General features: G+C 71.1%; 15 protein-coding genes. 3 read left to right on the top strand and 12 right to left on the bottom strand.

What is annotated here, in order from left to right; genetic code table 11:
• Positions 1-121: 121 nt before the first annotated feature.
• On the bottom strand, positions 122-793 hold the full coding sequence (nucS, locus tag G4Z16_RS09040) for an endonuclease NucS (RefSeq protein ID WP_197350351.1): 672 nt from the start codon (positions 791-793) through the stop codon (positions 122-124).
• Positions 794-1025: 232 nt separating this feature from the next.
• Between nucS and G4Z16_RS09035 the strand changes: the two genes are divergently transcribed.
• A complete protein-coding gene (locus G4Z16_RS09035) occupies positions 1026-1418 on the top strand; it encodes an SCO5389 family protein (protein WP_197350350.1) in 393 nt (130 codons plus the stop codon).
• A gap of 107 nt (positions 1419-1525) precedes the next feature.
• Here the strand turns inward: G4Z16_RS09035 and G4Z16_RS09030 are convergent, their stop codons facing one another.
• Positions 1526-2614, bottom strand: a complete 1089-nt coding sequence (locus G4Z16_RS09030; RefSeq protein WP_197350349.1) for an LLM class flavin-dependent oxidoreductase — start codon at positions 2612-2614, stop codon at positions 1526-1528.
• Between the two features lie 211 nt (positions 2615-2825).
• Between G4Z16_RS09030 and G4Z16_RS09025 the strand changes: the two genes are divergently transcribed.
• Both G4Z16_RS09025 and G4Z16_RS09020 read left to right on the top strand, forming a co-directional pair.
• Positions 2826-3155 (top strand): ATP/GTP-binding protein, encoded by a 330-nt coding sequence (locus G4Z16_RS09025; RefSeq protein ID WP_197350348.1) that lies wholly within the window; start codon positions 2826-2828, stop codon positions 3153-3155.
• A 399-nt stretch (positions 3156-3554) separates the two neighbouring features.
• Complete coding sequence (locus G4Z16_RS09020; RefSeq protein WP_197350347.1) at positions 3555-5243, top strand: ABC-F family ATP-binding cassette domain-containing protein; 1689 nt, start codon at positions 3555-3557, stop codon at positions 5241-5243.
• A gap of 55 nt (positions 5244-5298) precedes the next feature.
• Here the strand turns inward: G4Z16_RS09020 and nrfD are convergent, their stop codons facing one another.
• From nrfD to scy, 10 genes are all read right to left on the bottom strand, one after another.
• Positions 5299-6261: an NrfD/PsrC family molybdoenzyme membrane anchor subunit gene (nrfD, locus tag G4Z16_RS09015; RefSeq protein WP_246531252.1), complete on the bottom strand. Its 963-nt coding sequence runs from the start codon at positions 6259-6261 to the stop codon at positions 5299-5301.
• Positions 6262-6599: 338 nt separating this feature from the next.
• Positions 6600-7661: a 4Fe-4S dicluster domain-containing protein gene (locus G4Z16_RS09010; RefSeq protein ID WP_197350345.1), complete on the bottom strand. Its 1062-nt coding sequence runs from the start codon at positions 7659-7661 to the stop codon at positions 6600-6602.
• Positions 7658-10927: a formate dehydrogenase gene (gene fdh / locus G4Z16_RS09005; RefSeq protein ID WP_197350344.1), complete on the bottom strand. Its 3270-nt coding sequence runs from the start codon at positions 10925-10927 to the stop codon at positions 7658-7660. The genes G4Z16_RS09010 and fdh overlap by 4 nt, the downstream gene beginning before the upstream one ends.
• A gap of 151 nt (positions 10928-11078) precedes the next feature.
• Positions 11079-12152 carry an ABC transporter permease gene (locus G4Z16_RS09000; RefSeq protein WP_197350343.1) on the bottom strand — a complete coding sequence of 358 codons (1074 nt, stop codon included), beginning with the start codon at positions 12150-12152 and terminating at the stop codon, positions 11079-11081.
• Entirely contained in the window at positions 12149-13471 is a 1323-nt protein-coding gene (locus tag G4Z16_RS08995; protein WP_197350342.1) for an ATP-binding cassette domain-containing protein, read from the bottom strand. Before G4Z16_RS08995 ends, G4Z16_RS09000 begins: the two co-directional genes overlap by 4 nt.
• Positions 13472-13726: 255 nt before the next feature.
• Positions 13727-14116 carry a nuclear transport factor 2 family protein gene (locus tag G4Z16_RS08990; protein WP_197350341.1) on the bottom strand — a complete coding sequence of 130 codons (390 nt, stop codon included), beginning with the start codon at positions 14114-14116 and terminating at the stop codon, positions 13727-13729.
• 194 nt (positions 14117-14310) lie between these two features.
• Positions 14311-15081, bottom strand: a complete 771-nt coding sequence (locus G4Z16_RS08985; protein ID WP_197350340.1) for an ABC transporter permease — start codon at positions 15079-15081, stop codon at positions 14311-14313.
• On the bottom strand, positions 15081-16046 hold the full coding sequence (locus G4Z16_RS08980; protein ID WP_197350339.1) for an ABC transporter ATP-binding protein: 966 nt from the start codon (positions 16044-16046) through the stop codon (positions 15081-15083). Before G4Z16_RS08980 ends, G4Z16_RS08985 begins: the two co-directional genes overlap by 1 nt.
• Positions 16047-16333: 287 nt before the next feature.
• Complete coding sequence (locus tag G4Z16_RS08975; RefSeq protein ID WP_197350338.1) at positions 16334-17293, bottom strand: coiled-coil domain-containing protein; 960 nt, start codon at positions 17291-17293, stop codon at positions 16334-16336.
• A gap of 123 nt (positions 17294-17416) precedes the next feature.
• Positions 17417-20770, bottom strand: a complete 3354-nt coding sequence (scy, locus tag G4Z16_RS08970) for a polarized growth protein Scy (protein ID WP_197350337.1) — start codon at positions 20768-20770, stop codon at positions 17417-17419.
• Between the last annotated feature and the right edge of the window lie 91 nt (positions 20771-20861).

Here is a 20861-nt window from a genome sequence, read left to right as displayed (position 1 = left end):
ACGCTAACCGGGCATACCGAGCGGTTTCGTGCACCCTAGGGCGTGTGACAGGGACACGACCCGGACGGCTGTGTGTTTTTCAGAAGAACGGATCAATTTTCGGTGGCCGCTACACGCGTGCTCAGAAGAGCCGCAGCTTGTCGTCCTCGATGCCGCGCAGCGAGTCGTAGTCGAGGGTGACGCAGCCGATGCCGCGGTCGGAGGCGAGCACCCGGGCCTGCGGTTTGATCTCCTGTGCGGCGAAGATGCCCTTGACGGGGGCGAGATGGGGATCGCGGTTGAGGAGATCGAGGTAGCGAGTCAGCTGCTCGACGCCGTCGATCTCGCCGCGTCGCTTGATCTCGACCGCCACCGTGGCGCCCGTCTCGTCACGGCCGAGGATGTCGACGGGGCCGATGGCCGTCGGGTACTCGCGGCGGATCAGCGTCCAGCCCTCGCCCAGAGTCTCCATGCGGTCCGCGAGCAGCTCCTGAAGGTGCGCCTCGACCCCGTCCTTGATCAGTCCGGGATCGGCGCCCAGCTCGTGTGAGGAGTCGTGGAGGATCTCTTCCATGGTGATGATCAATTTCTCGCCCGACTTGTTCTGCACGGTCCAGACCGGGCAGGCGTCCCCCTCGGACTCCTTCACCGTGCAGGGCGGGGACATCCAGTTGAGGGGCTTGTAGGCGCGGTCGTCCGCGTGGACGGAGACCGAACCGTCGGCCTTGACCAGGATCAGCCGTGGAGCGGAGGGGAGATGAGCGGTGAGCCTGCCGGCGTAGTCGACGGAGCACCGGGCGATGACGAGACGCATGAGCGGTCACGCTACTGGACGTACTCCGGCGATGCGATTCGCCCCCTGATGGGCCTCTTCGGCTGTGGCCGGATGTATGCCCATTCGCATGGTGCGGTCACTCTCCGCCCCTTACGGTTAACGATGGGGGGTGTCGCCGTACGGAGTCGTATGAACACCCGGCGCCGAGCGGGTCCCTTCCAATCCATCATGAAGACCCCATATATCCCCTGGGGTCGCGAGAGGAGAACCCATGTCGCTCGACGTCTCACCGGCTCTGCTGGAACAGGCAGAACGGGGCGAAGTCGACGAGCGTGACTTCGTCGACTGCGTCCGTACCTCGCTCCCGTACGCATGGGAGATGATCAGCACGCTGGTGGCCCGGCTCAAGGTGGACGGCGGCGAGTTCGCCGACAACCAGACGCCGCCACCGGACGAGCAGGCCCGCGGCCAGCTGCTGCGAGCTCTCGCCAGCGACGCGATACGCGGCGCGCTGGAACGTCACTTCGGAGTACGGCTCGCTTTCCAGAACTGTCACCGCGTCGCTGTCTTCCCCCTGGACGACGCGGTCGACGAGAGGCTGGCGCGCTTCACCTCCGTCCGCGGTCAGCTGCTCAACCAGTCGCCGACACTTCGCGACTGCTGACGCGCGTAGCGGCTTCCTGTGCCACGCTGCCGCTGCTCCCGTGGGCAGCGGCAGCGTGTTGTGGGTGAGCCGCCTGGTGTCTCAACGGTTGGTGGTCGCGGGGGAGTTCACCGCCCCGGGGGGAGCAGGGACAGGACCTCTTCGCCCAGCCGCTGGACATTGCGTTCGGTCGAGGCGAGGTCGCCGGAGCCCTCGACGAGAAGCGCGAAACGGCCGATGCCGGTGCGCTCGCTCGTCGCGGAGAGGCGGTCGGCGCACAGCTGCGGGGTGCCGACCGGGTGCAGCCGGGTGAGCAGTTCGGTGTAGCCGAGCGGATCCCGCATCCTGCGCTCACGCCCGTCCACGGTGCGGTGGGCGCCGAGCCCTGCGCTGAACCAGCCGGGCATCGCCTTCGTCAGCGCCTCCACCGCTTCGGCGGTGTTGTCGCCGACCTGGGCCACTCCGGCGGACACGTGCAGCGAGGCCGCCTGCTCGATCTCGTCGGGGCCGTGGCCCGCGTCGCGCGCCTCACGTCGCCACATCGTGACGACCTCCGCCTTCTCCTCGTCGCCGCAGTGCATGCCGAGAAGCATCGGCAGACAGCGTCGTGCCGCGATGCGTACCGACCCGGGTGAGGTGCAGGCGACGAGGACCGTGGGACGGCTCAACTGCCGTCCGTCCGCGGTGTCCTGTCCGGCGGCCGGGGCGCCCGTGGCCGCGAAGGGCTCCTCGCAGCGGGGCACGACGTCGACCTCACGGAACCGGTAGCGCTCGCCGTCGGCGCCGACCCGCGACTCACGCAGCCAGCGCAGCAGCAGATCCAGCGACTCCGGGAAGCCGTTCTCGAAGGCGTCGAGACCGCCGCCCAGTACCTCCAGATCCACCCAGGGCCCGCCACGTCCCACACCGAGCGTGAAGCGGCCCCCGGACGTGAGGTGCAGCAGCGCGGACTGCTCGCCGAGGGCGACCGGATGTGCGTTGGGGAGTACGGAGACGGCCGTGCCGACCCCGATGCGCCGCGTGCGTCCCAGCAGCATCGCGGCGAGCGTCACCGCGGACGGGCAGACGCCGTAGGGAACGAAGTGGTGCTCAGCGAGCCAGACGGAATCGAGTCCGTGCTCCTCCGCGGTCTCCGCCGTGCGCACCGCTCTGTGCAGAGGCTCCCTCTGGTCCTGCCCGGGGAACTGTGCGGCCAGCACGAATGCTCCAACTCGCATGCTGCTCCGTCCTCTTGAGCGTACGGGCCCCTCCTGGCATTAACGGCTGACACGTGCCATGGGCACGGCCTCGATACCGATTGTTCCGATGAACGGCAGGCGGCAACAGGCTGTTCGCTCTATCGGTCCGTTCCTGCACGGGGGCTGCGGCTATGCGGGGGATCTGTGGCTACTGTGGGGAGCACCCGCCCTCCGAGCCTCCGAGGTGTCCGTGTCTCCGCGTCGCAACCGTCCCCGCGGCGGTTCAGCCAAGTCCCCCGCCGACGGCCGCGAGGAAGGTGCGGGCACGCGGTACGGGCTCGAGCGCACCGAGGAGTGGCGTGGCGAGGAGTGGGCCGTACGGCAGGTGGGGGGCTCGGCGGGCAAGCGGTACCGCTGCCCCGGCTGCGACCAGGAGATCCCGCCCGGGGTGCCCCACGTGGTGGCCTGGCCCCGCATGGGCGACGTGGACGACCGTCGCCACTGGCACAAGGCCTGCTGGGGCGCCCGCGACCGGCGCGGTACGCGCGTTCAGCGCTCGCGCAACGCGCCCCGGTACTGAACGCCGCCACCGGATCCCTCGCTGTCGCGGCCACCGGATCCCGGTACCGAACCGTCCGTCGGCCGCCCCGGCACTGAACTTCCCCCTGCCGGTCCGCCGGCCTTCCGGACCGGCGCCGGCACGGGCAGCCGCGGTACAGTTCCTGGGTCCTGTCGTCTCCGATAGAGGTGGACGTTGCGCATCTGAGGTCCGCGATCACCACGCGCCACGGCTCTGCCGTGCGACCGTCACTCCGGGCAGGCTTCCCAGCCGCCCGTGACGACGCGTGGATGCGACCTCGGCATCGGCCGTCCCCACCCCTCCGCAGGGCCAGGGCCACACCCCTCTCACGGTTCCGCCGCCGCGTGGTGCTCGCACACGACGCCCTTATCCGCCGCGCACGCGACTGCGAGAATCACCATGCCCAACGCCGACAACGGCTTCAACGCCCCTGGTTCCTCCGTGACTTGCTCCGGCCTGTCCTTCCGGTGGCCCGACGGCACCGCCGTCTTCGACCAGCTCTCGCTCACCATCGGACGGGGCCGCACCGGCCTCGTCGGCGCCAACGGCTCCGGCAAGTCGACACTGCTCGGGCTGCTGGCCGGGCGCCTGCGCCCCTCACAGGGGTCCGTCACCGTGGGCGGCAGACTCGCCCACCTCCCGCAGGACATCACTCTCGACACGGCGCTCCGCGTTGAGGAGGCCCTCGGCATCGCCGAACGGCGCCGGGCGCTGCGGGCCATCGAGGCGGGGGAGGTGAGCGACGAGCACTTCGAGACCGTCGGGGACGACTGGGACGTCGAGGAGCGGGCCCTGGCGACGCTGGGCTCGCTCGGCCTCGCCGAGGCCGGCCTGGACCGCACGGTCGGCGAGCTGTCCGGCGGCGAGACCGTACTGCTGCGCCTGGCCGCGCTGCTTCTGGAGCGTCCCGATGTGCTGCTGCTGGACGAACCGACCAACAACCTCGACCTGTTCGCCCGCCGGCGACTCCACGAGGCCGTCGACTCCTGGCGTTCCGGAGTCCTGGTCGTCGTCAGCCACGACCGTGAACTGCTGGAGCGGGTGGACCGCATCGCGGAGCTGCGCTCCGGTTCGGTGACCTCGTACGGAGGCGGCTGGTCCGCGTACCAGGAGGCGCTGGCCGCACAGCAGGAGGCGGCCGGCCGGACGCTGCGCGCCGCCGAGTCGGACGTACGCCGGCAGAAGCGCGAACTGGAGGAGACACAGATCAAGGTGGCACGCCGACGGCGCAACAGCCGGAAGATGGACGCCCAGCGGCGGGCCCCGAGAATCGTCGCCGGTGAACGCAAGCGGTCGGCGCAGGAGTCGGCGGGCAGGCTGCGCGGCGTGCAGGAGGACCGTCTCCACCAGGCGCGCGAGCGGCGGGAGGAGGCCGCCGAAGCGGTACGGAACGACGAGGAGATCCGCGTCGACCTTCCCCGCACCGCGGTCCCGGCCGGCCGCACGGTGCTGACGCTGCGCGAGCTGCGCCCCCGGTACGGGAGGCTGCGGGAGGCGGAGCTCCAGGTCCGCGGACCCGAACGCGTCGCGCTCGTCGGGCGCAACGGCGCGGGCAAGACCACACTGCTGCGCACCCTCGCCGGTCAGCTCGAACCGCTGTCGGGCCACGCCGAGGTGTCCGTACCGCTGCGGTTCCTGCCGCAGCGCCTGGACGTGCTGGACGAGGAGCTGAGCATCGCGGCGAACGTGGCCCGTGTGGCTCCGGGCGTGACGGACAACCAGATCCGTTCGCAGCTCGCGCGCTTCCTGTTCAAGGGCGCGCGGGCCGAACAGCTCGCCGGCACGCTCTCGGGTGGGGAGCGCCTTCGCGCCGCCCTCGCGGCGATGCTGCTCGCCTCTCCACCGCCTCAGCTGCTGATGCTGGACGAGCCGACCAACAACCTCGACATGGCGGGCGTGCGGCAGTTGACGAGCGCGCTCGCCTCGTACGAGGGTGCGCTGCTCGTCGCCGCGCACGACCTGGGGTTCCTGGAATCGGTGGGCATCACCCGCTGGCTGTTCGTCGGGGAGGAACTCCAGGAGACGGGCATCGACGAGGTCCGCGACCTGCTCGCGGATGCGGGGGCGACTGACACCGGGAGCGACTGACACGGGGCGCGCCGGCTGACACCGGGGAGGGCTCACGCCGGACACCGGGGAGGGCTCACGCCGGGGGCGACCGATCGCCGGGGATCCGGCGCCCGCCGCTTCGCCCGGCGAGCCCGCCCTCCTGCTCGCGGCGGCGCAGCCGCTCCCGCTGGGGCACGACGGTGTACTTCGGGTCCTTGGAGGACTCGATTCCCGCGTGAAAGACGCCCAGCCGCGTGCACGCGGAGGCCGCGAGGAGAGCCAGCCCGCTGGCGCCCGCGGCCACGCGACTGCGCCCGGCGAGCAGCGCGGCACCGGCCGCACCGGCCGCCGACAGTGTCTCGGCGGCACGCATCCAGCGTCCGCCCGTACCCGTGCGGTAGACCTCGGCGACGAGGCCGAGCCGGCGCTCCATCGCCTTGACCGCCGCGTTCTCCAGGGCGGTTCCGGCGAGCGCGGCGGTGCGCGCCGGACCGTTCTCCGCCGTCGGGGACATCGCAAGTGCCATGCCGGAGGCGGCTGTTGCCGCCGAACCGACGAACACGAAGGGCAGCTCGCGGTAGCCCTCGTGCCAGCCGGGCACGGCCGTGTCCGCCGCGAGGACCGCCGTGTACGCGGCGACCGCCGGCCCGAGCAGTGCCGCACCCGCACCAGCCGCCCGGCCCAGGCGCGGAAGCCGCCCCGAGAGGTCGCACAGGGCCGCCGCGCCGCACGCCGGTCCGTACACCGAGAGGAGCCACGAGCCGACGCTCATGGGGGAGGTCGGCTTGAACACCCGGAGCATGTTGGCGAAACGGCCGGGACGGCCCAGGTCGTGGATGAGGGCGGCGGCCGAACCGGCGACCGCGACCGCGGAGCTGGTCTTCAGAGCACGAGCCATGACGGGGCGTCCGGTCAGCTCGGCTCCGGTCGCCAGCACCGATCCGGCACCCGCCAGACCACCGAGGAAGAAGTAGCCGGCGATGTTCAGCGGCTGCCAAGCAGGCTGGTTGAGCACCGGCCTGCCGTAGTACGAGGTGAACTCGGCTTCCGGCACCATCGTCCGCTCGCCCTTGCGGCCCCGCCTGCGGCCGCCGCGGTGCCGGCCCTTGCCCCTGTGCCCGCTCCCGGCCCGGTCCGCGTTCCGGTCCTGGTCCGTCACCGAGCTGCGGGTGGCGGGCGTGCCGTCTCCGTCTCCGCCGGTGAGGTCCTGGCCGCCCACGAGTGCGGCACGTCCGGGACGTACGCCTCGCAGCCCCTCCTTCGTCACATCGGCGACGCTGCCCGACGCCCGCTCCTCGGCGGGATTGCCGTAGATCTGTCCGGGCTTGTAGCCGTTGCCGCGGCCGTCTCCGTGGCCGTTCTCGCCCGGGCCGCCCCCGCCGTGAGTCCCGCCGCTCATCGCCACGTCCTCCTCATCCGTCCACGGTTGCTCCCGTGCGCCGCGAACACGGCCGCCAGCCCGCCGATCAGGGTGAGCGCCGCCGCTCCCGCGTGCCGCCACATGGCGGGCAGATCGCGGGTGGTGACGACGGGGTCCGGCGGCAGCCCGTACACCTCCGGCTCGTCCAGCAGGAGGAAGAACGCGCCGTCGCCGCCCACACCGTCCTCGGGATCGTGTCCGTAGAGGCGCGCGTCGGGCACACCGGCCTCGTGCAGCTGGTCGACACGCTCCTGCGCACGCACCCGCAACTCGTCGAGCGGCCCGAACTGGATGGACTCCGTGGGGCACGCCTTCGCGCAGGCCGGTTCCTGCCCGGCGCCGAGCCGGTCGTAGCACATCGTGCATTTGAACGCCCTGCCGTCGTGCGGGCGTTGCTCGATGACGCCGTACGGGCAGGCCGGTACGCAGTAGCCGCAGCCGTTGCAGATGTCCTCCTGCACGACGACCGTGCCGAACTCGGTGCGGAAGAGCGACCCCGTGGGACACACGTCGAGGCATGCGGCGTGCGTGCAGTGCTTGCAGACGTCGGACGACATCAGCCAGCGCAGCTCGCCACGGCCGCCGCCGTCCGGCTCGGCGGCCGGGTCCGCGGCCGGAGTCGTCGGTGTGATCGCCGCGTCCACGGGGTCCGTGCCCGAGCCCTGCGACGCGAGCGCCAGGACGTCGACGTCGCTGTGGTCGACGTCCGCGTGTGCGTGTCCGACGGGCTTGCTCTGCTCGATGAACGCGACGTGCCGCCACGTCGAGGCGCCGAGGCCCTGGGAGTTGTCGTAGCTCATCCCGGTGAGGTCGAGGCCGTCCTCCGGGATGGCGTTCCACTCCTTGCAGGCCACCTCGCACGCCTTGCAGCCGATGCAGACGGAGGTGTCCGTGAAGAAGCCCATGCGGGGCGGGTGTTCGCCGGGTGCGCCGTGTCCCGCGTCCCCGGCCGGGTCCCTCTCGGGGCCGGCGAGCAGGTTGCGTCCGGCGAGGGAGCTCTCACCGCTGCGGGCCTGCCGCGTGCCGGAGCCGGTCATCCCCGTACCTCCATTCCCGTCTGTTCGCCGACGCCGCCGCGTTCCCGGTACTCCTCCAGCAGACGCAGCAGATCCGGGCCGCGGGGCCTGCGCCCGGGACGGATGTCGGCGGTGAGGGCCTTGGTCTCCTGGATGTGCACGTTCGGGTCGAGGGCGATGGCCGTCAGTTCGTTCGCCGAGTCGCCCGTCGAAGCGCCGTTGTGTCCCCAGTGGTAGGGCAGCCCGATCTGATGGATGGTGCGCCCGCCGGCCCGTACCGGGGACATCCGCTCCGTGACCAGCACCCGCGCCTCGACGGCGGAGCGCGCCGTGACGATCGTGGCCCACCCCGCGTGCTTCAGGCCGCGCTCGGCGGCCAGCTGCGGGGAGACCTCGCAGAAGAACTCCGGCTGCAGCTCCGCCAGATACGGCGACCAGCGGGTCATGCCGCCGCTCGTGAAGTGCTCGGTGAGTCGGTACGTCGTGACCACGTACGGGTACACATCGCCGCCGGGCTCGGTGGGGGATGGGTGGTAGTCGTTGTGCTCACCCGCGAAGATCTGCCGCACGGGGCTGCGCTGCTGCTCGTAGAACGGATTGGTGACAGGGGAGTCCTGCGGCTCGTAGTGCGTCGGCATCGGCCCGTCGAGGAGCCCGGCCGGTGCGTAGAGCCAGCCCTTGCCGTCTGCCTGCATGATGAACGGATCGACGCCGCTGATGGCGTCGGGACCCTTCGCGTCCGGTTCCGGGCGGAAGGACGGCGGCCGGTCGGCGGGGAAGTCGGGGATGTCGTGCCCGGTCCAGCGGCCCTGAGCCTCGTCCCACCACACCAGTGACTTCCGGCTGCTCCACGGATTGCCCTCCGGGTCGGCGGAGGCGCGGTTGTAGAGGACGCGGCGGTTGAGCGGCCACGACCAGGCCCACTCGGCGGCGATCCAGTCCTGTTCCGTGTGTGGCTTCTTGCGGGCGGCCTGGTTGACGCCGTCGGCGCGGACGCCGCAGTAGATCCAGCAGCCGCACGAGGTGGAGCCGTCGTCCTTGAGCTGCTGATAGCGGGTGAGGGGCCGGCCCTCGGCGTCGTACCCGTTGATCTCGGCGAGCACCGCCTCCGCACTCGGCTCCTCCAGCGGGCCCTCGGTCGGGTAGTCCCAGGTGAGATCGAGCAGCGGCCGGTCCACCGGGTCCTGGGAGCCCTTCAGCCGCTCCCGGATCCGCCTGCCGAGGTGGTACGTGAACCACAGGTCGCTGCGCGCCTCGCCGTCGGGCTCCCTGGCCGCGTGGTGCCACTGCACGTACCGGTTGGTGTTGGTGAAGGACCCCGCCTTCTCGGTGTGCGCGGCGGCGGGGAAGAAGAAGACCTCCGTGCCGATGTCCTCGGTGCGCAGTTCCCCGGTCTCGATCTCGGGTCCGTCCTTCCACCACGTCGCCGATTCGACGAGTGAGAAGTCCCGGACGACCTGCCACTCCAGGTTGGCCATGCCGAGGCGCTGCATACGGGAGTTGGCGGAGCCCACGGCAGGGTTCTCCCCCATCAGGAAGTAGCCCTTGCACTCGCCGTCGAGCTGGTTGAGGACGGTGTCGTACGTGCTGTGCGAGCCCGTGAGGCGTGGCAGGTAGCCGAAGCAGTACTCGTTCTCGGCGGTGGCCGCGTCTCCCCAGTACGCCTTCATCAGGCTGACGAAGTAGGAGCGCATGTTGCCCCAGTAGCCCTTGTCGGCCCGTACCGCCTCGATGAACTTGTCGAGGTCCTCGTTCTCGTGGGCGTGCGGCATGGGGATGTAGCCGGGCAGCAGGTTGAAGAGCGTGGGGATGTCGCTGGAGCCCTGGATGCTGGCGTGGCCGCGCAATGCCTGGATCCCGCCGCCGGGCCGGCCGATGTTGCCCAGCAGCAGCTGGAGGATGCAGGCCGTGCGGATGTACTGGGCGCCCACGGTGTGCTGCGTCCAGCCGACGGCGTAGCAGAACTCGCTCGTGCGGTCCGGCCCGGAGTTCTCGACGAGCGCGCGGCACACCTCGAGGAACGTCTTCTGCGGAATGCCGCAGGTCTCCTCGACCATCGCCGGGGTGTAGCGGGAGAAGTGCCGCTTGAGGATCTGGTAGACGCAGCGCGGGTCCTGAAGCGTGCGGTCCTGCCGCGACTCGGACTCGTCCGGGAGAGGCGGCCCGCCCGAGCCGTGCGACTCGGCCTTTCCCGACCCGGCCGCAGCCCGGGGGCCCTGGAGGCGCTCGTCGTACAGCGCGTCACGCTCCCCGGAGGCCGCCTGTACTGTGCCGCCGCCCTCGTACTGCCAGGAGTGCATCGCATAGCGGCGGCTGTCCGGATCGAAGCCGGAGAAGACGCCGTCGAGATCCTCGGTGTCCTGGAATTCGTCGCTGACGATGGTGGCGGCGTTGGTGTATTCGAGGACGTACTCGCGGAAGTCGGAGCCGGTGCTGAGGACGTGGTTGACGATGCCGCCGAGGAACGCGATGTCGGTGCCGGCCCGGATCGGCACGTGCAGATCGGCCAGCGCGCTCGTACGTGTGAACCGCGGATCGACGTGGATGACCTTGGCGCCGCGCGCCTTGGCCTCCATCACCCACTGGAAGCCCACGGGGTGCGCCTCGGCGAAGTTCGACCCCTCGATGACGATGCAGTCCGAATTCTGCAGGTCCTGAAGGAAGGTTGTGGCGCCCCCGCGTCCGAAGGACGTGCCGAGTCCTGCGACGGTCGAGCTGTGGCACACCCGTGCCTGGTTCTCGATCTGGACGACGCCCAGAGCCGTGAAGAGCTTCTTGATCAGGTAGTTCTCTTCGTTGTCGAGGGCGGCGCCGCCGAGCGTCGCGATCCCGAGGGTGCGGTTGACGCGCATCCCCTCGTGCGTGCTCTCCCAGGTCTCCCGTCGCGTGCGGATCACCCGTTCCGCCACCATGTCCATGGCGGTCTCCAGATCGAGCCTCTCCCAGTCCTTCCCGTAAGGACGCCGGTAGAGGACCTCGTGGCGGCGTGCGTCGCCGGTGGTGAGCTGGAGCGTCGCCGAACCCTTGGGGCAGAGCCGGCCACGGCTGACCGGGGAGTCCGGGTCGCCCTCGATCTGGACGACATCGCCGTCCTTGACGTACACGTTCTGCCCGCAGCCCACGGCGCAGTACGGGCAGACCGACTTCACGACCTCGTCGGCGTCCTCGGTGCGGGACCGCAGGCCGCGGGTGTACGCAGATGAGGCGGCGGCGCCGCGCCCCAACGGGTCGTCACCGGTGAGCTGCCGGTACACGGGCCAGCTCTCGAGCCACGTGCGCACACCCATCGCCGTCCTCCGTCCGCGCGCGTCCACGAATCGCGCGGGACCAGTGCCCCCCTCGTCCGTCTTTACGCGCGAGGGACCGGCAGAAGATGGCGGAAGCGCCGAAGGGTTGCGCGAGCGCGCGTACGCGACCGGCGCGAACGCGCGCTCCGCGTCACACGTCCCGGCGGTTCAGCAGCACGAAGGCAAGTGTCAGTGTGACCGCCGTCGCGATGGCGAGGATGCCCAGCAGCGGCCAGCCCGTCGCGGTCTGATCCTCCGACATGGGGATGCGGTAGAGGGACGCCAGACCGTTGAGCGGCGAGTACTCCATGAGCACCTCGCGGACATCCTTCAGCTTCTCGGCGAACATGAACAGCGAGAGCACCAGCGGCAGCAGCACGAGCCCGAGCATCGTCGTGATCGCTCCGGCCGAGTGCCGCAGCAGAGCACCGACCGCCAGGGCCAGCAGGCCCAGCAGTGCCACGTACAGGGCGGCGCCGACCGTGGCGCCGAGCCAGTGGCTGCTGGTCGCGACCAACTCGCCGTTCTCGACGGAGTCCTTGAGCGGTCCGGCCTTCGCCGCGTACGGGGGGACCTTCTGGCCGCTGAGCATCGTGGAGTTGATGAGAGCGGTGATCGAGCAGGCCGCCGTCGTCATGACGAACGCGAGCACGAAGAAGATCAGCGACTTGGCGATCAGCACACGGCCGCGCCTGGGGCACGCGGTCATGGTGGTGCGGATCATGCCGGTGCCGTACTCGGAGGTGACCACGAGCACGCCCAGGGTGATGACGCAGATCTGACCGAGCATCAGCCCGAAGAGGCCCGGAGCGAGCAGCGGCAACCCCACGAACTCGTTGCCGCTGAGCAGGGACGCGGTCAGCAGGCCGATGCCGACGACGAGGGCGAACATGACGCCGAGCGTCCACACCGTCGAGCGGACCGAGCGGATCTTCGTCCACTCCGAGACGATCGCGTGGCCCAGGTGGGTGCGCGTGACAGGAATGGGGGAGACGTAGCCGCCGCCGGGCGGAGGCCCGCTCTGAGGGCCGCCCTGGGGCTGTCCGTACGGCGCTCCCTGGACGCCCTGCGGAGGAGGTGCGGTCGCTGTGCCCGCGACCGCCGCGCCTCCGGGCGAAGGCTGTGCCGCGCCGGGCTGCGGCTGGAACTCCCGGCCTTGGTAGGGCTGTTGAGGCGGCTGCTGCGCGGGGTGCGGCTGCTGGTGCGGGTGGTTCGGCGTGGTCATCGGGCGTTGTCCTCGCTGTCGGGCCTGGAAGCGTCGGTGGGGGCGGCGGGCGCGGCCGGCGCCGCGGGAGCGCCTGGCACCGGCGGCACCGGCGGAGGCCCGCCCTGAGGCTGCTGGGCGGCCACGTGCGCGTACGGGTCCGGGGGACCGCCCGGCACCGGCGGCGGCCCGTACCCGGGTCCCGCTCCGTACGGGCCCCCCGGCTGCGCGGGCGCCCCTCCGGGCGGAGGTCCCCAGCCGCCCGGGGCCCCGGGCGCACCCGCACCCATGGGCGGACCCTGCGGCGGCATCGCTCCCGGCATGCCAGGCGCACCGGGGCCTCCCGGGCCCATGGGCACGCCGAGCTGTGCCGCTGCCAACTGCGCCTGCTGCGGCGGCTGCTGGAAGCCGGCGCGCTGGTCGGCGGTGGAGCGGTAGTCCACCGCGCCCTGCGTCAGCCGCATGTACGCCTCTTCCAGGGACGCCTGGTGCGGCGAGAGTTCCCACAGCCGTACGTCTGCGTTGTGCGCCAGCTCGGAGATCTGCGGAAGCGGAAGGCCGTTGACGCGCAGAGCTCCGTCGTCCTCCGGCTGCACGTGGCCGCCGGCCTCCTGCACCGCGGACATCAGCTTCTCCTGCTGCCCCGGGTCGCCCTCCGGCGTACGGACTCGGGCGAAGCCCACGGAGTTCTGAGCGATGAACTCCTTCACCGAGGTGTCAGCCATCAACTGCCCGCGACCGATGACGATCAGATGCTCGGCGGTCAGCGCCATCTCGCTCATGAGATGCGAGGAGACGAAGACGGTGCGGCCCTCGCCGGCCAGCTGCTTCATCAGATTGCGGACCCAGAGGATGCCTTCGGGGTCCAGGCCGTTGACCGGCTCGTCGAAGAGCAGCACCTGCGGATCGCCGAGCAGCGCGGCCGCGATGCCGAGCCGCTGGCCCATGCCGAGGGAGAACCCCTGCGAGCGCTTCTTGGCCACCTGCTGAAGCCCGACGACGCCGAGGACCTCGTCCACGCGGCGGGCCGGGATGCCCGACAACTGGGCCAGCGACAGCAGATGGCTGCGGGCGGAGCGTCCTCCGTGCACGGCCTTGGCATCGAGCAGGGCACCGACGTGGCGCGGAGCGTTCGGCACATTGCGGAACGGGTGGCCGCCGACTGTGACCCGGCCCGCGGTCGGGGTGTCCAGGCCCAGGATCATCCGCATCGTCGTCGACTTGCCGGAGCCGTTGGGCCCCAGAAAGCCGGTGACGGCTCCCGGCCGTACCTGGAAGGAAAGGTTGTAGACGGCCGTCTTGGCGCCGTAGCGCTTTGTCAGGCCGTACGCCTCGATCATCCGTTTGTCCCTGGACGAAGTTCGGGGCTGACTCGCCCCCGGACATGGCCTAGGAGGCTACAAGGGACCGGATCGGTTCCATCCGGTGGCCGTTGCAACCGCCTGTTCCGCCACGTCCGGGCGGCGCTTCTTCCGTACGGTCCGGCGAGCGTCAGGCGTCGCGGCGCTTCCGGTCCCCGCTCCGGTCTCCGCTCCCGGTCCCGCGCGGCCGGGCGCTGTGCCGGCGGCCGGGGCCCGACCTGAGGCAGCGCCCTCTCAACGGGAGGCGCTTTCGACCGTTCCGTCGGTCGGAGTGCCCTGGTGGAAGTAGAGTCGCCAACCGGCTTCTGTCAGGCGCCACAGGGAGCTCCGCCACGACCGGCGCCCCTGGTTGTCGGCGAAGTACGTCAGGTGAACGATGCCGGGAGCGAGCGCCATCCCGGCCATTTCACTGACCTCGACCGGCGAATCCGGCGATACGGTGCCGCCACTCGTCACCGTGAGGACGGACTCCACGTCCCACCGGCGTCCGGAGGCCCCGATCTCGGCGAACTCCGGATCCAGAAGTTCCAGGACAAGCGCCGGAGAAGCCCGCACCTCAGGATCGAGAAGCCGCAGTTCCCCGTCGATGGCCGATCTCACGGCTCGCTCGCTCTCGTCCACCATGCGGAGACCCTACGGCCAACCCTCGCCCGTAGACGGCGAGTTCTTCGCCGACGCCCGCGCCGCACGGCGGTGCGGTCAAGCCCGCCCCGGTCCCGGGACGGACCTCGGGCCGGGCGCGGGCTCGGTGCGGTCCAGGGGCGCGCAACTGCTCTGCGGACGCGGGTGTTTGCCGGCGCGTGCCCGCCCGGCGAGGGTCACGCGTCGCGGCGCTTGAGGACGATCCAGCCGGCGATCAGGGCCGCCACCGCCCAGCCCGCCATGATCGCCAGCCCCTCGTAGGGCCCGTACGGACGGTTGAGCGACTCCGGCACGACTGCTGTGATCGTCTTGCCCGCCTGGTCCGGGAGATAGTGGGCGTACTTCTTCGTCGCGCTGACCGCCTCGAGGATGTTGGAGATCAGGAAGAAGAACGGCATCAAGATCGCGAAGGCCAGCATGGGACTGCGCAACACGAAACTCAGTCCCATGGAGAAAAGAGCGATCAGCGTCATGTAGACCCCGCCGCCCAGCACGGCGCGCAGCACGCCCTCGTCCTCGATCGAGACGCTGTTCTCGCCCAGCAGGGCCTGCCCGACGAAGAAGGCCAGGAAGCTCGTGGCCATGCCGACCACCAGCACCAGCATCGTGGCGACGAAGATCTTGGATGCGAGGAAGACGGTGCGCTGCGGCACGGCGGCGAGCGAGGTGCGGATCATGCCGGTGCTGTACTCGCTGGAGACGACCAGCACGCCGAACGCGATCATCGCCAGCTGCCCGAGGCCGGAGCCCGAGAAGCTCGTCTGCGTGGCGTCGAAGGTGGCCTGCTGCTGCTTGCCCAGCTTGTCGAACTGCGAGGCGGTGACGGCGCAGATGGCGGCGGAGACCCCGACCGTCACGATGAGCGCCGTCGCCAGCGTCCACAGGGTGGACCGCACGGAGCGGATCTTGGTCCACTCGGAGCGGAGAACGCGCGTGGTGTGTGGCATTACCGCTTCCTCCTGACGGGCTTGGCGCCCCGGTCCGGCTGACGTCCCGGCTGTGAGGCCTGATCACGTGCCACGTATTCGACGGACTCCGCCGTCAGCTGCATGAAGGCCTCCTCCAGCGAGGCCTTCTGGGGACTCAGCTCGTGCAGCACGACCTGGTACCAGGCGGCGAGTTCACCGATCCGGGCGGGCTCGATGCCCTCGACCTGCATGCCGCCGTCCTGCTCGAAGACCGGCATGACGCCGACGCTTCCCAGCACGTCCCGCATCCGCTCGGGCTGCGGCGTGCGCACGCGTACGAAAGAGCGTGAGTTCTTGGCGATGAAGTCCGCCATCGAGGTGTCCGCCAGCAGCTTGCCGCGCCCGATGACCACCAAGTGCTCGGCGGTCAGCGCCATTTCGCTCATCAGATGGGACGAGACGAAGACCGTGCGGCCCTCCGAGGCCAGATGCTTCATGAGGTTGCGGATCCACTGGATGCCCTCGGGGTCCAGACCGTTGACCGGCTCGTCGAACATCAGGATCTTCGGGTCGCCGAGCAGCGCCGCGGCGATGCCGAGTCGCTGCCCCATGCCCAGCGAGAAGCCCTTCGGGCGCTTCTTCGACACATCGCTGAGCCCGACCAGGTCCAGCACGGTGCCGATCCGCTTCTTCGGGATGTTGTTGGCCTGCGCCATGCACAGCAGGTGGTTGTAGGCGCTGCGCCCGCCGTGCACGGCCTTGGCCTCCAGCAGGGCACCGATGTGGTTGAGCGGGTCGCGGAGCTGGTCGTAGCGCTTGCCGTCGATGTGAACGTCACCGCTGGTGGGGCTGTCCAGGCCGAGCATCATTCGCATCGTCGTGGATTTGCCCGCACCGTTGGGGCCGAGGAAGCCGGTGACCACTCCGGGACGCACGCTGAACGTCAGATGGTCGACGGCTGTCTTGTCCCCGTACCTTTTGGTCAGGCCGCGCAGCTCAATCATGCGCCGACGCTATGCGCGTAAAGCCTCCGATGCCAGGGGCTGCGCGGCCTCACTCACATGCGTGCGCAAAGGCTGCGCCCCAGGTTCCCGGTGCTTTCGCACATTGCGGACGACCTGGGCCTCTGCGCGGCACCGGAACGGGGAGAAGGGATCGCCGGCAGTACCGCCCCGCGGCACGTCGGCGAACCGCCCCTGGGCCGCCGTCCCGGGCCCGCCGGACACACGACGGGCCCGGCACGAGATGTGCCGGGCCCGTGCGTACTGGGCTCGTCAGTGCGTCAGCACCGTCAACGGGACTGCTGCGCGGGGACGCTGCGGGCCGCCGACTCCTCGTCGGCCACGGCCTCGCCCTCTTCGCCGCCCTGGCCGGCGGCGGCGACCGCCGCACCGGTGAGGGTGGCCAGCATCTCGCGCACGTTGGTGAGCTGCGCGTTGATGCTGTCCCGGCGGTTGGTCAGGGCCGCCAGCTCGCGCTCGGACTCGCTGCGGACGCGGTCGGCCTTGGCGTTGGCGTCGGCCACGATGTCCTCGGCCTGGCGCTGAGCGGTCTCCACCGTCTGGCGGGCGCGGCGCTCGGCGTCCGTGCGCAGCTTCTCGGCCTCCAGACGCAGCTGCTCGGCGCGGTGCTCGATCTCGGCGAGACGCTTCTCCGCCTTCGCCTGGCGGGAGGCGAGGTCACGCTCGGACTGCTCGCGGCGCTTGGCGAGGTTCGTCTCGAAGTCCGCGGCGGCCTGGGCGGCCTTCGCGCGGGTGTCCTCGAAGAGGGAGTCCGCCTCCTCGCGCTTGGACTGGGCGTCCTTCTCCGCCTCCGTGCGCAGCGCGGTGGCCTCGCCCTTGGCCTTCTCGACGATGCTGGCGCCCTCGTCCTCGGCCTTGGCCTTGCGCTCGGCGGCGAACGCCTCCGCGTCGTTGCGAACCTGCTGAGCGGCGCCCTCGGCGAGCTCGCGGTGCTGCTCGGCGGCGCGACGGGCTTCGTCGCGCAGGTCCTTGGCCTCCTCCTCGGCGAGGCGGAGGATCTTCTCGACCCGCGCGCCGAGCCCCGCGTAGGACGGCTCGGCGTCGTTTACCTGGGCCTGGGCGTTCTGCGTCTCGAGGTGAAGCTCCTCGATGCGCTTTTCCAGCGAGGTGATACGGGACAGTGCACTGTCACGGTCGGCGACGAGCTTCGTGATGCGGTCGTCCACCTGCCCGCGGTCATAGCCACGTCGCACGAGCTCGAAGCCGAAGGGGGAGGAAGTGTCGCTCATGGGTTTCCTGTCGAGTCAGACGGGTTATCAGACGGGGAGTTGTAGGGGAATCCTAGGGGCCAAGACGGCGTGTCATCGAGCCATTGCGGGTTTGATCTGGAGAATGTGCGCTCGTTCGAGTGGCTAACTTCCGGACTCCTTGCCAGCGGACCGAGTTGTACCTGCGCCAACTCCCGCCTTCACACCGTTTGTTGATCCCGTGTCGGCACCGCCCTTCTTTCCGCCCCCGCCTTCCGGGCCACCGCCGGATCCGGGAGTTTCGAAGGACTCCAGTGCTTCCAGTACGTCCTGCACGCGGGAGATCTCAGCGTTGATGTCCTCCTGGCGGCGCTCCAGCACCTCCAGCTCACGCTGCCCGGCCTCGACGGTCCTCTCCGCCTCGGTCCTGGCCTCGTCGCGCATCTGCTCGGCCTCCCGGACGAGTTCGGTCTTGCGCTGCTCGGCGTCCTTGAGCAGGCCCTCGGCCTTCTTGACCGCCGAGACGCGCACATTGCTCGCCTCGTTGTCGGCCTCGCGCACGAGACGTGCGGCCTTCTCCTCGGCCTCGCGCAGCTGTTCCTGCGCGGCCTTCACGAGCTTGTCGCAGCGTTCGCCCGCGGCCTGCATCGCCTCCGAGGACTCCCTGCGCGCCCGCTCGTGCAGCTTCTCGATCTCGCGCTCGACCCGGGCCCGCTGCTCCTGCGTGCGTTCCCTGATCGCGACGGCGTCGCTCCTGGCCTCCTCCAGCATGGTGTTGGAGTCGTTGCGGGCCTTCTCCACGACCTGACGGCTGTCCTCGCGGGCCTCGCTGACCAGACGGTCCGACTCCCGCCGGGCCGCGCCCACCATGGTGTCGGCCTGCTCCTCCGCGGAGGTCTGGGTGCGGCGGGCCTCCTCGCGCGCCTCGGCGAGCAGCCTGTCGGCCTGCTCCGCGGCGTCGTTGCGCCGGCGGGCGGCCTCCTCGCGCGCCTCGTCGAGCACCCGCTCGGACTCGGTCCGCGTACGCTCCGCCTCGTCCAGGGCCTCGGCAACCGTCGTCTCCGCCATCGACTTGGCGGCCTCGGACTCCTCCTTCGCCTCCCGGCGCAGCTCCGCCGCGGCCTTCTCCGCCGCCGCCCGCCGCCGGGCGATCTCTTCCTCGGCCTGCTCGTGCAGTCCCGTGACCGAGTCGCGCACCTGCTGGGCGGTCTCCTCGGCGGTCCCGACCATGTCCGCCGCGCGGCGCTCGGCCTCCTCCACGAGCCGGGCCGCTTCGGTCTGCGCGTCCTCGACCCGCTGACGGGCGGTGGCCAGGAGCTCGTCGCTCTGCCGGCGCGCGTCCGTGCGCTCCCTGTGTGCTTCCTCGCGGGCGCCGGAGAGCAGCTCCTCGGCCTCGCGCCGCCGCCGGTCGGCCTCCTCGCGGGCCGCCTCCAGGGCCTCGGCCGCCTCGGTGTTCGTCCGCTCCGCGGCGGCGGCGGCCTCCGACCTGATGCGGTCTGCCGTGTCCTGGGCCTCGTTGCGCAGGCGCTCGGCCTCCGACACGGCGTCGCTGCGCAGCTGAACCGCCAGCGCCTCGCCCTCGGCCCGGGCCTGGGAGGCGTCCGAGTGCGCCTCGTTGCGCAGCCGCTCGGCCTCCTCCTCCGCCTGCTGCTGGAGGGTGCGCAGCCGCTCCGCCGTCTCGGCGCGCAGCCGCTCGGTCTCGGAGCGGGCCTCGTCCCTCAGCCGCTCCGACTCGGTGTGCGCCTCGCGGAGTTCGCGCTCGGCCTCCGAGAGCTTCTTCTCCGCCTCGGTGTGCAGCCGTTCCAGCTCCGCGGCCGCTTCCGCCTTGCGGTCCTTGGCGGCCTGCTCGGCCTCCTCGCGGATGCGCCTGCCGGCCTCGTCGGCGTCGGTGCGCGTCTGCCCCGCCTGCTGCTCGGCGGTCGAACGCAGCTCCTCCGCCTCGGCGTTGGCGCGCTCCAGGGTCTCCTCTGCCTGGCGGCGCAGCGACGTGGCCCGCTCGATGGCCTCCGTGCGCACGCGCTCGCTCTCGGCGGCGGCCTCGCTGCGGGTGTCCTCCGCGTCCGCCTTCGCCTTGATCAGGAGTTCCTCGGCGTGGTTCGCCGCCTCCTCGATCTGCTGGACGGCCTCGCGACGCGCCTCCGCGCGCAGCCGCTCGCCCTCCTCGACCGCCTCCGCGCGCAGCTGCTCGGCCTCACCGCGCAGCCGCCGGGCCTCCTCCTGGAACTCGACGGTCCGCTCGCGGTACTCCTTGGTGTCGTCCTTGGCGGCGCCCTCGAGCTCCTCGACCAGCCGCTCGGCCTCGGCGCGGAGCCGGTCCGCCTCCTCCTGCGCCTCGTGGCGGATGCGTTCGGCTTCCTCGGAAGCCTTGCGCGTGGTGGCCTTGGCCTCCTCGGACGCCTTGTCGAGCGCGTCCTCGGCGGTGCGGGCGGCCTCGGCGAGCTGGTTCGCGGACTCCTCGGCGGACCGGGAGCGGGCCTCGGCCTTGGCCTCCTCGATCATCTGCTCGGCGTGGGCCTTCGCCTCATCGCGCAGCTGCTGGGCCTCGGCCTTGATGGCCTCGGACTCCTTGGTGGCCTCGCCGACCATGCGGGCCACTTCGTTCTTGGCGGTGCGCAGGCGCTGCTCGTTGTCCGACTCGGCGTCGGCGAGCAGCTTCTCCGCGGCCTCGGACGCCTTGGTCAGCTTCTGCTCGGCCTCGGCGCGGGCCTCGCGCAGCGCCGCCTCGGCCTCCTGCATCCGCTCGCCGGCCCGGCGCACCAGGTCGGCGGCCTCGCGGCGGGAGGACTCGGACTCGGACGTGGAGGAGGTGCGCAGCCGCTCCGCGTGCTCGCTGGCCTCCTGGGCCTGGGTCGAGGCGGAATTGAGCATCCGCTCGGCCTCGGCGCGCGCCCGGCGCAGGATCGCGTCGGCCTCCTCGCGGGCCTTCTCGGCCTCCGAGGTCATCCTGCTGCGGGTGTCGTCCGCGTGCCGCTCGGCCTCTTCACGTGCCTGCTGCAGCGACCGCTCGGACTCGGCGCGCGTCTCCTCCATGAGCCGCTGCGCCTGCTGTTCCGTACGGGCACGAAGCTGCTCGGCCCAGGCGACGTTCTCGTTGACGTGGGACTCGACGGTGGAGCGGCGCTCGGCCAGCTCCTGGTCGAGCTGCTGGCGGCGGCGTACCGCCTCGGCGTGCAGCTCCGACTCCAGGCGGGACTGCTGCTCGGCCCGCTCCTGGAGCAGCCGCTGCGTCTCCATGCGGGCGTCGCGCAGCTCGCGCTCGGCGTCGGCCCGCATCTGGTCGGCCTGGAGCTGGGCGTTGCGCAGCAGCGATTCGGCCTGCTGGGACAGGTTGTCGTAGCTGGCCGGGCGCGTAGCAAGAGCGCGGCGCGCCTCGTGGAGCTTGGCGCGCAGCACTTCGACCTGATAGCCGAGGTCGTCGGCATGGTCGACGGCCTTCTCCCGCTCTTTCTTCAGCCGCTCCATCTCGGCCTCGAATTGCGAGAGGTGGTCGTCAGCCTCGTAGCGGTCGTAGCCCCGCACTGCGCGGTCCCATCCGTCCCCTGGTCGTGGTGGTGAACTGCCCCCTCGTGCGAGGGTGACAGATCATCGGCAGATCTCCGGGGTCGGAACC

This window comes from Streptomyces bathyalis (assembly GCF_015910445.1).
Taxonomy (GTDB): Bacteria; Actinomycetota; Actinomycetes; order Streptomycetales; family Streptomycetaceae; genus Streptomyces; species Streptomyces bathyalis.
This window is presented reverse-complemented; position numbering and strand designations above follow the sequence as displayed.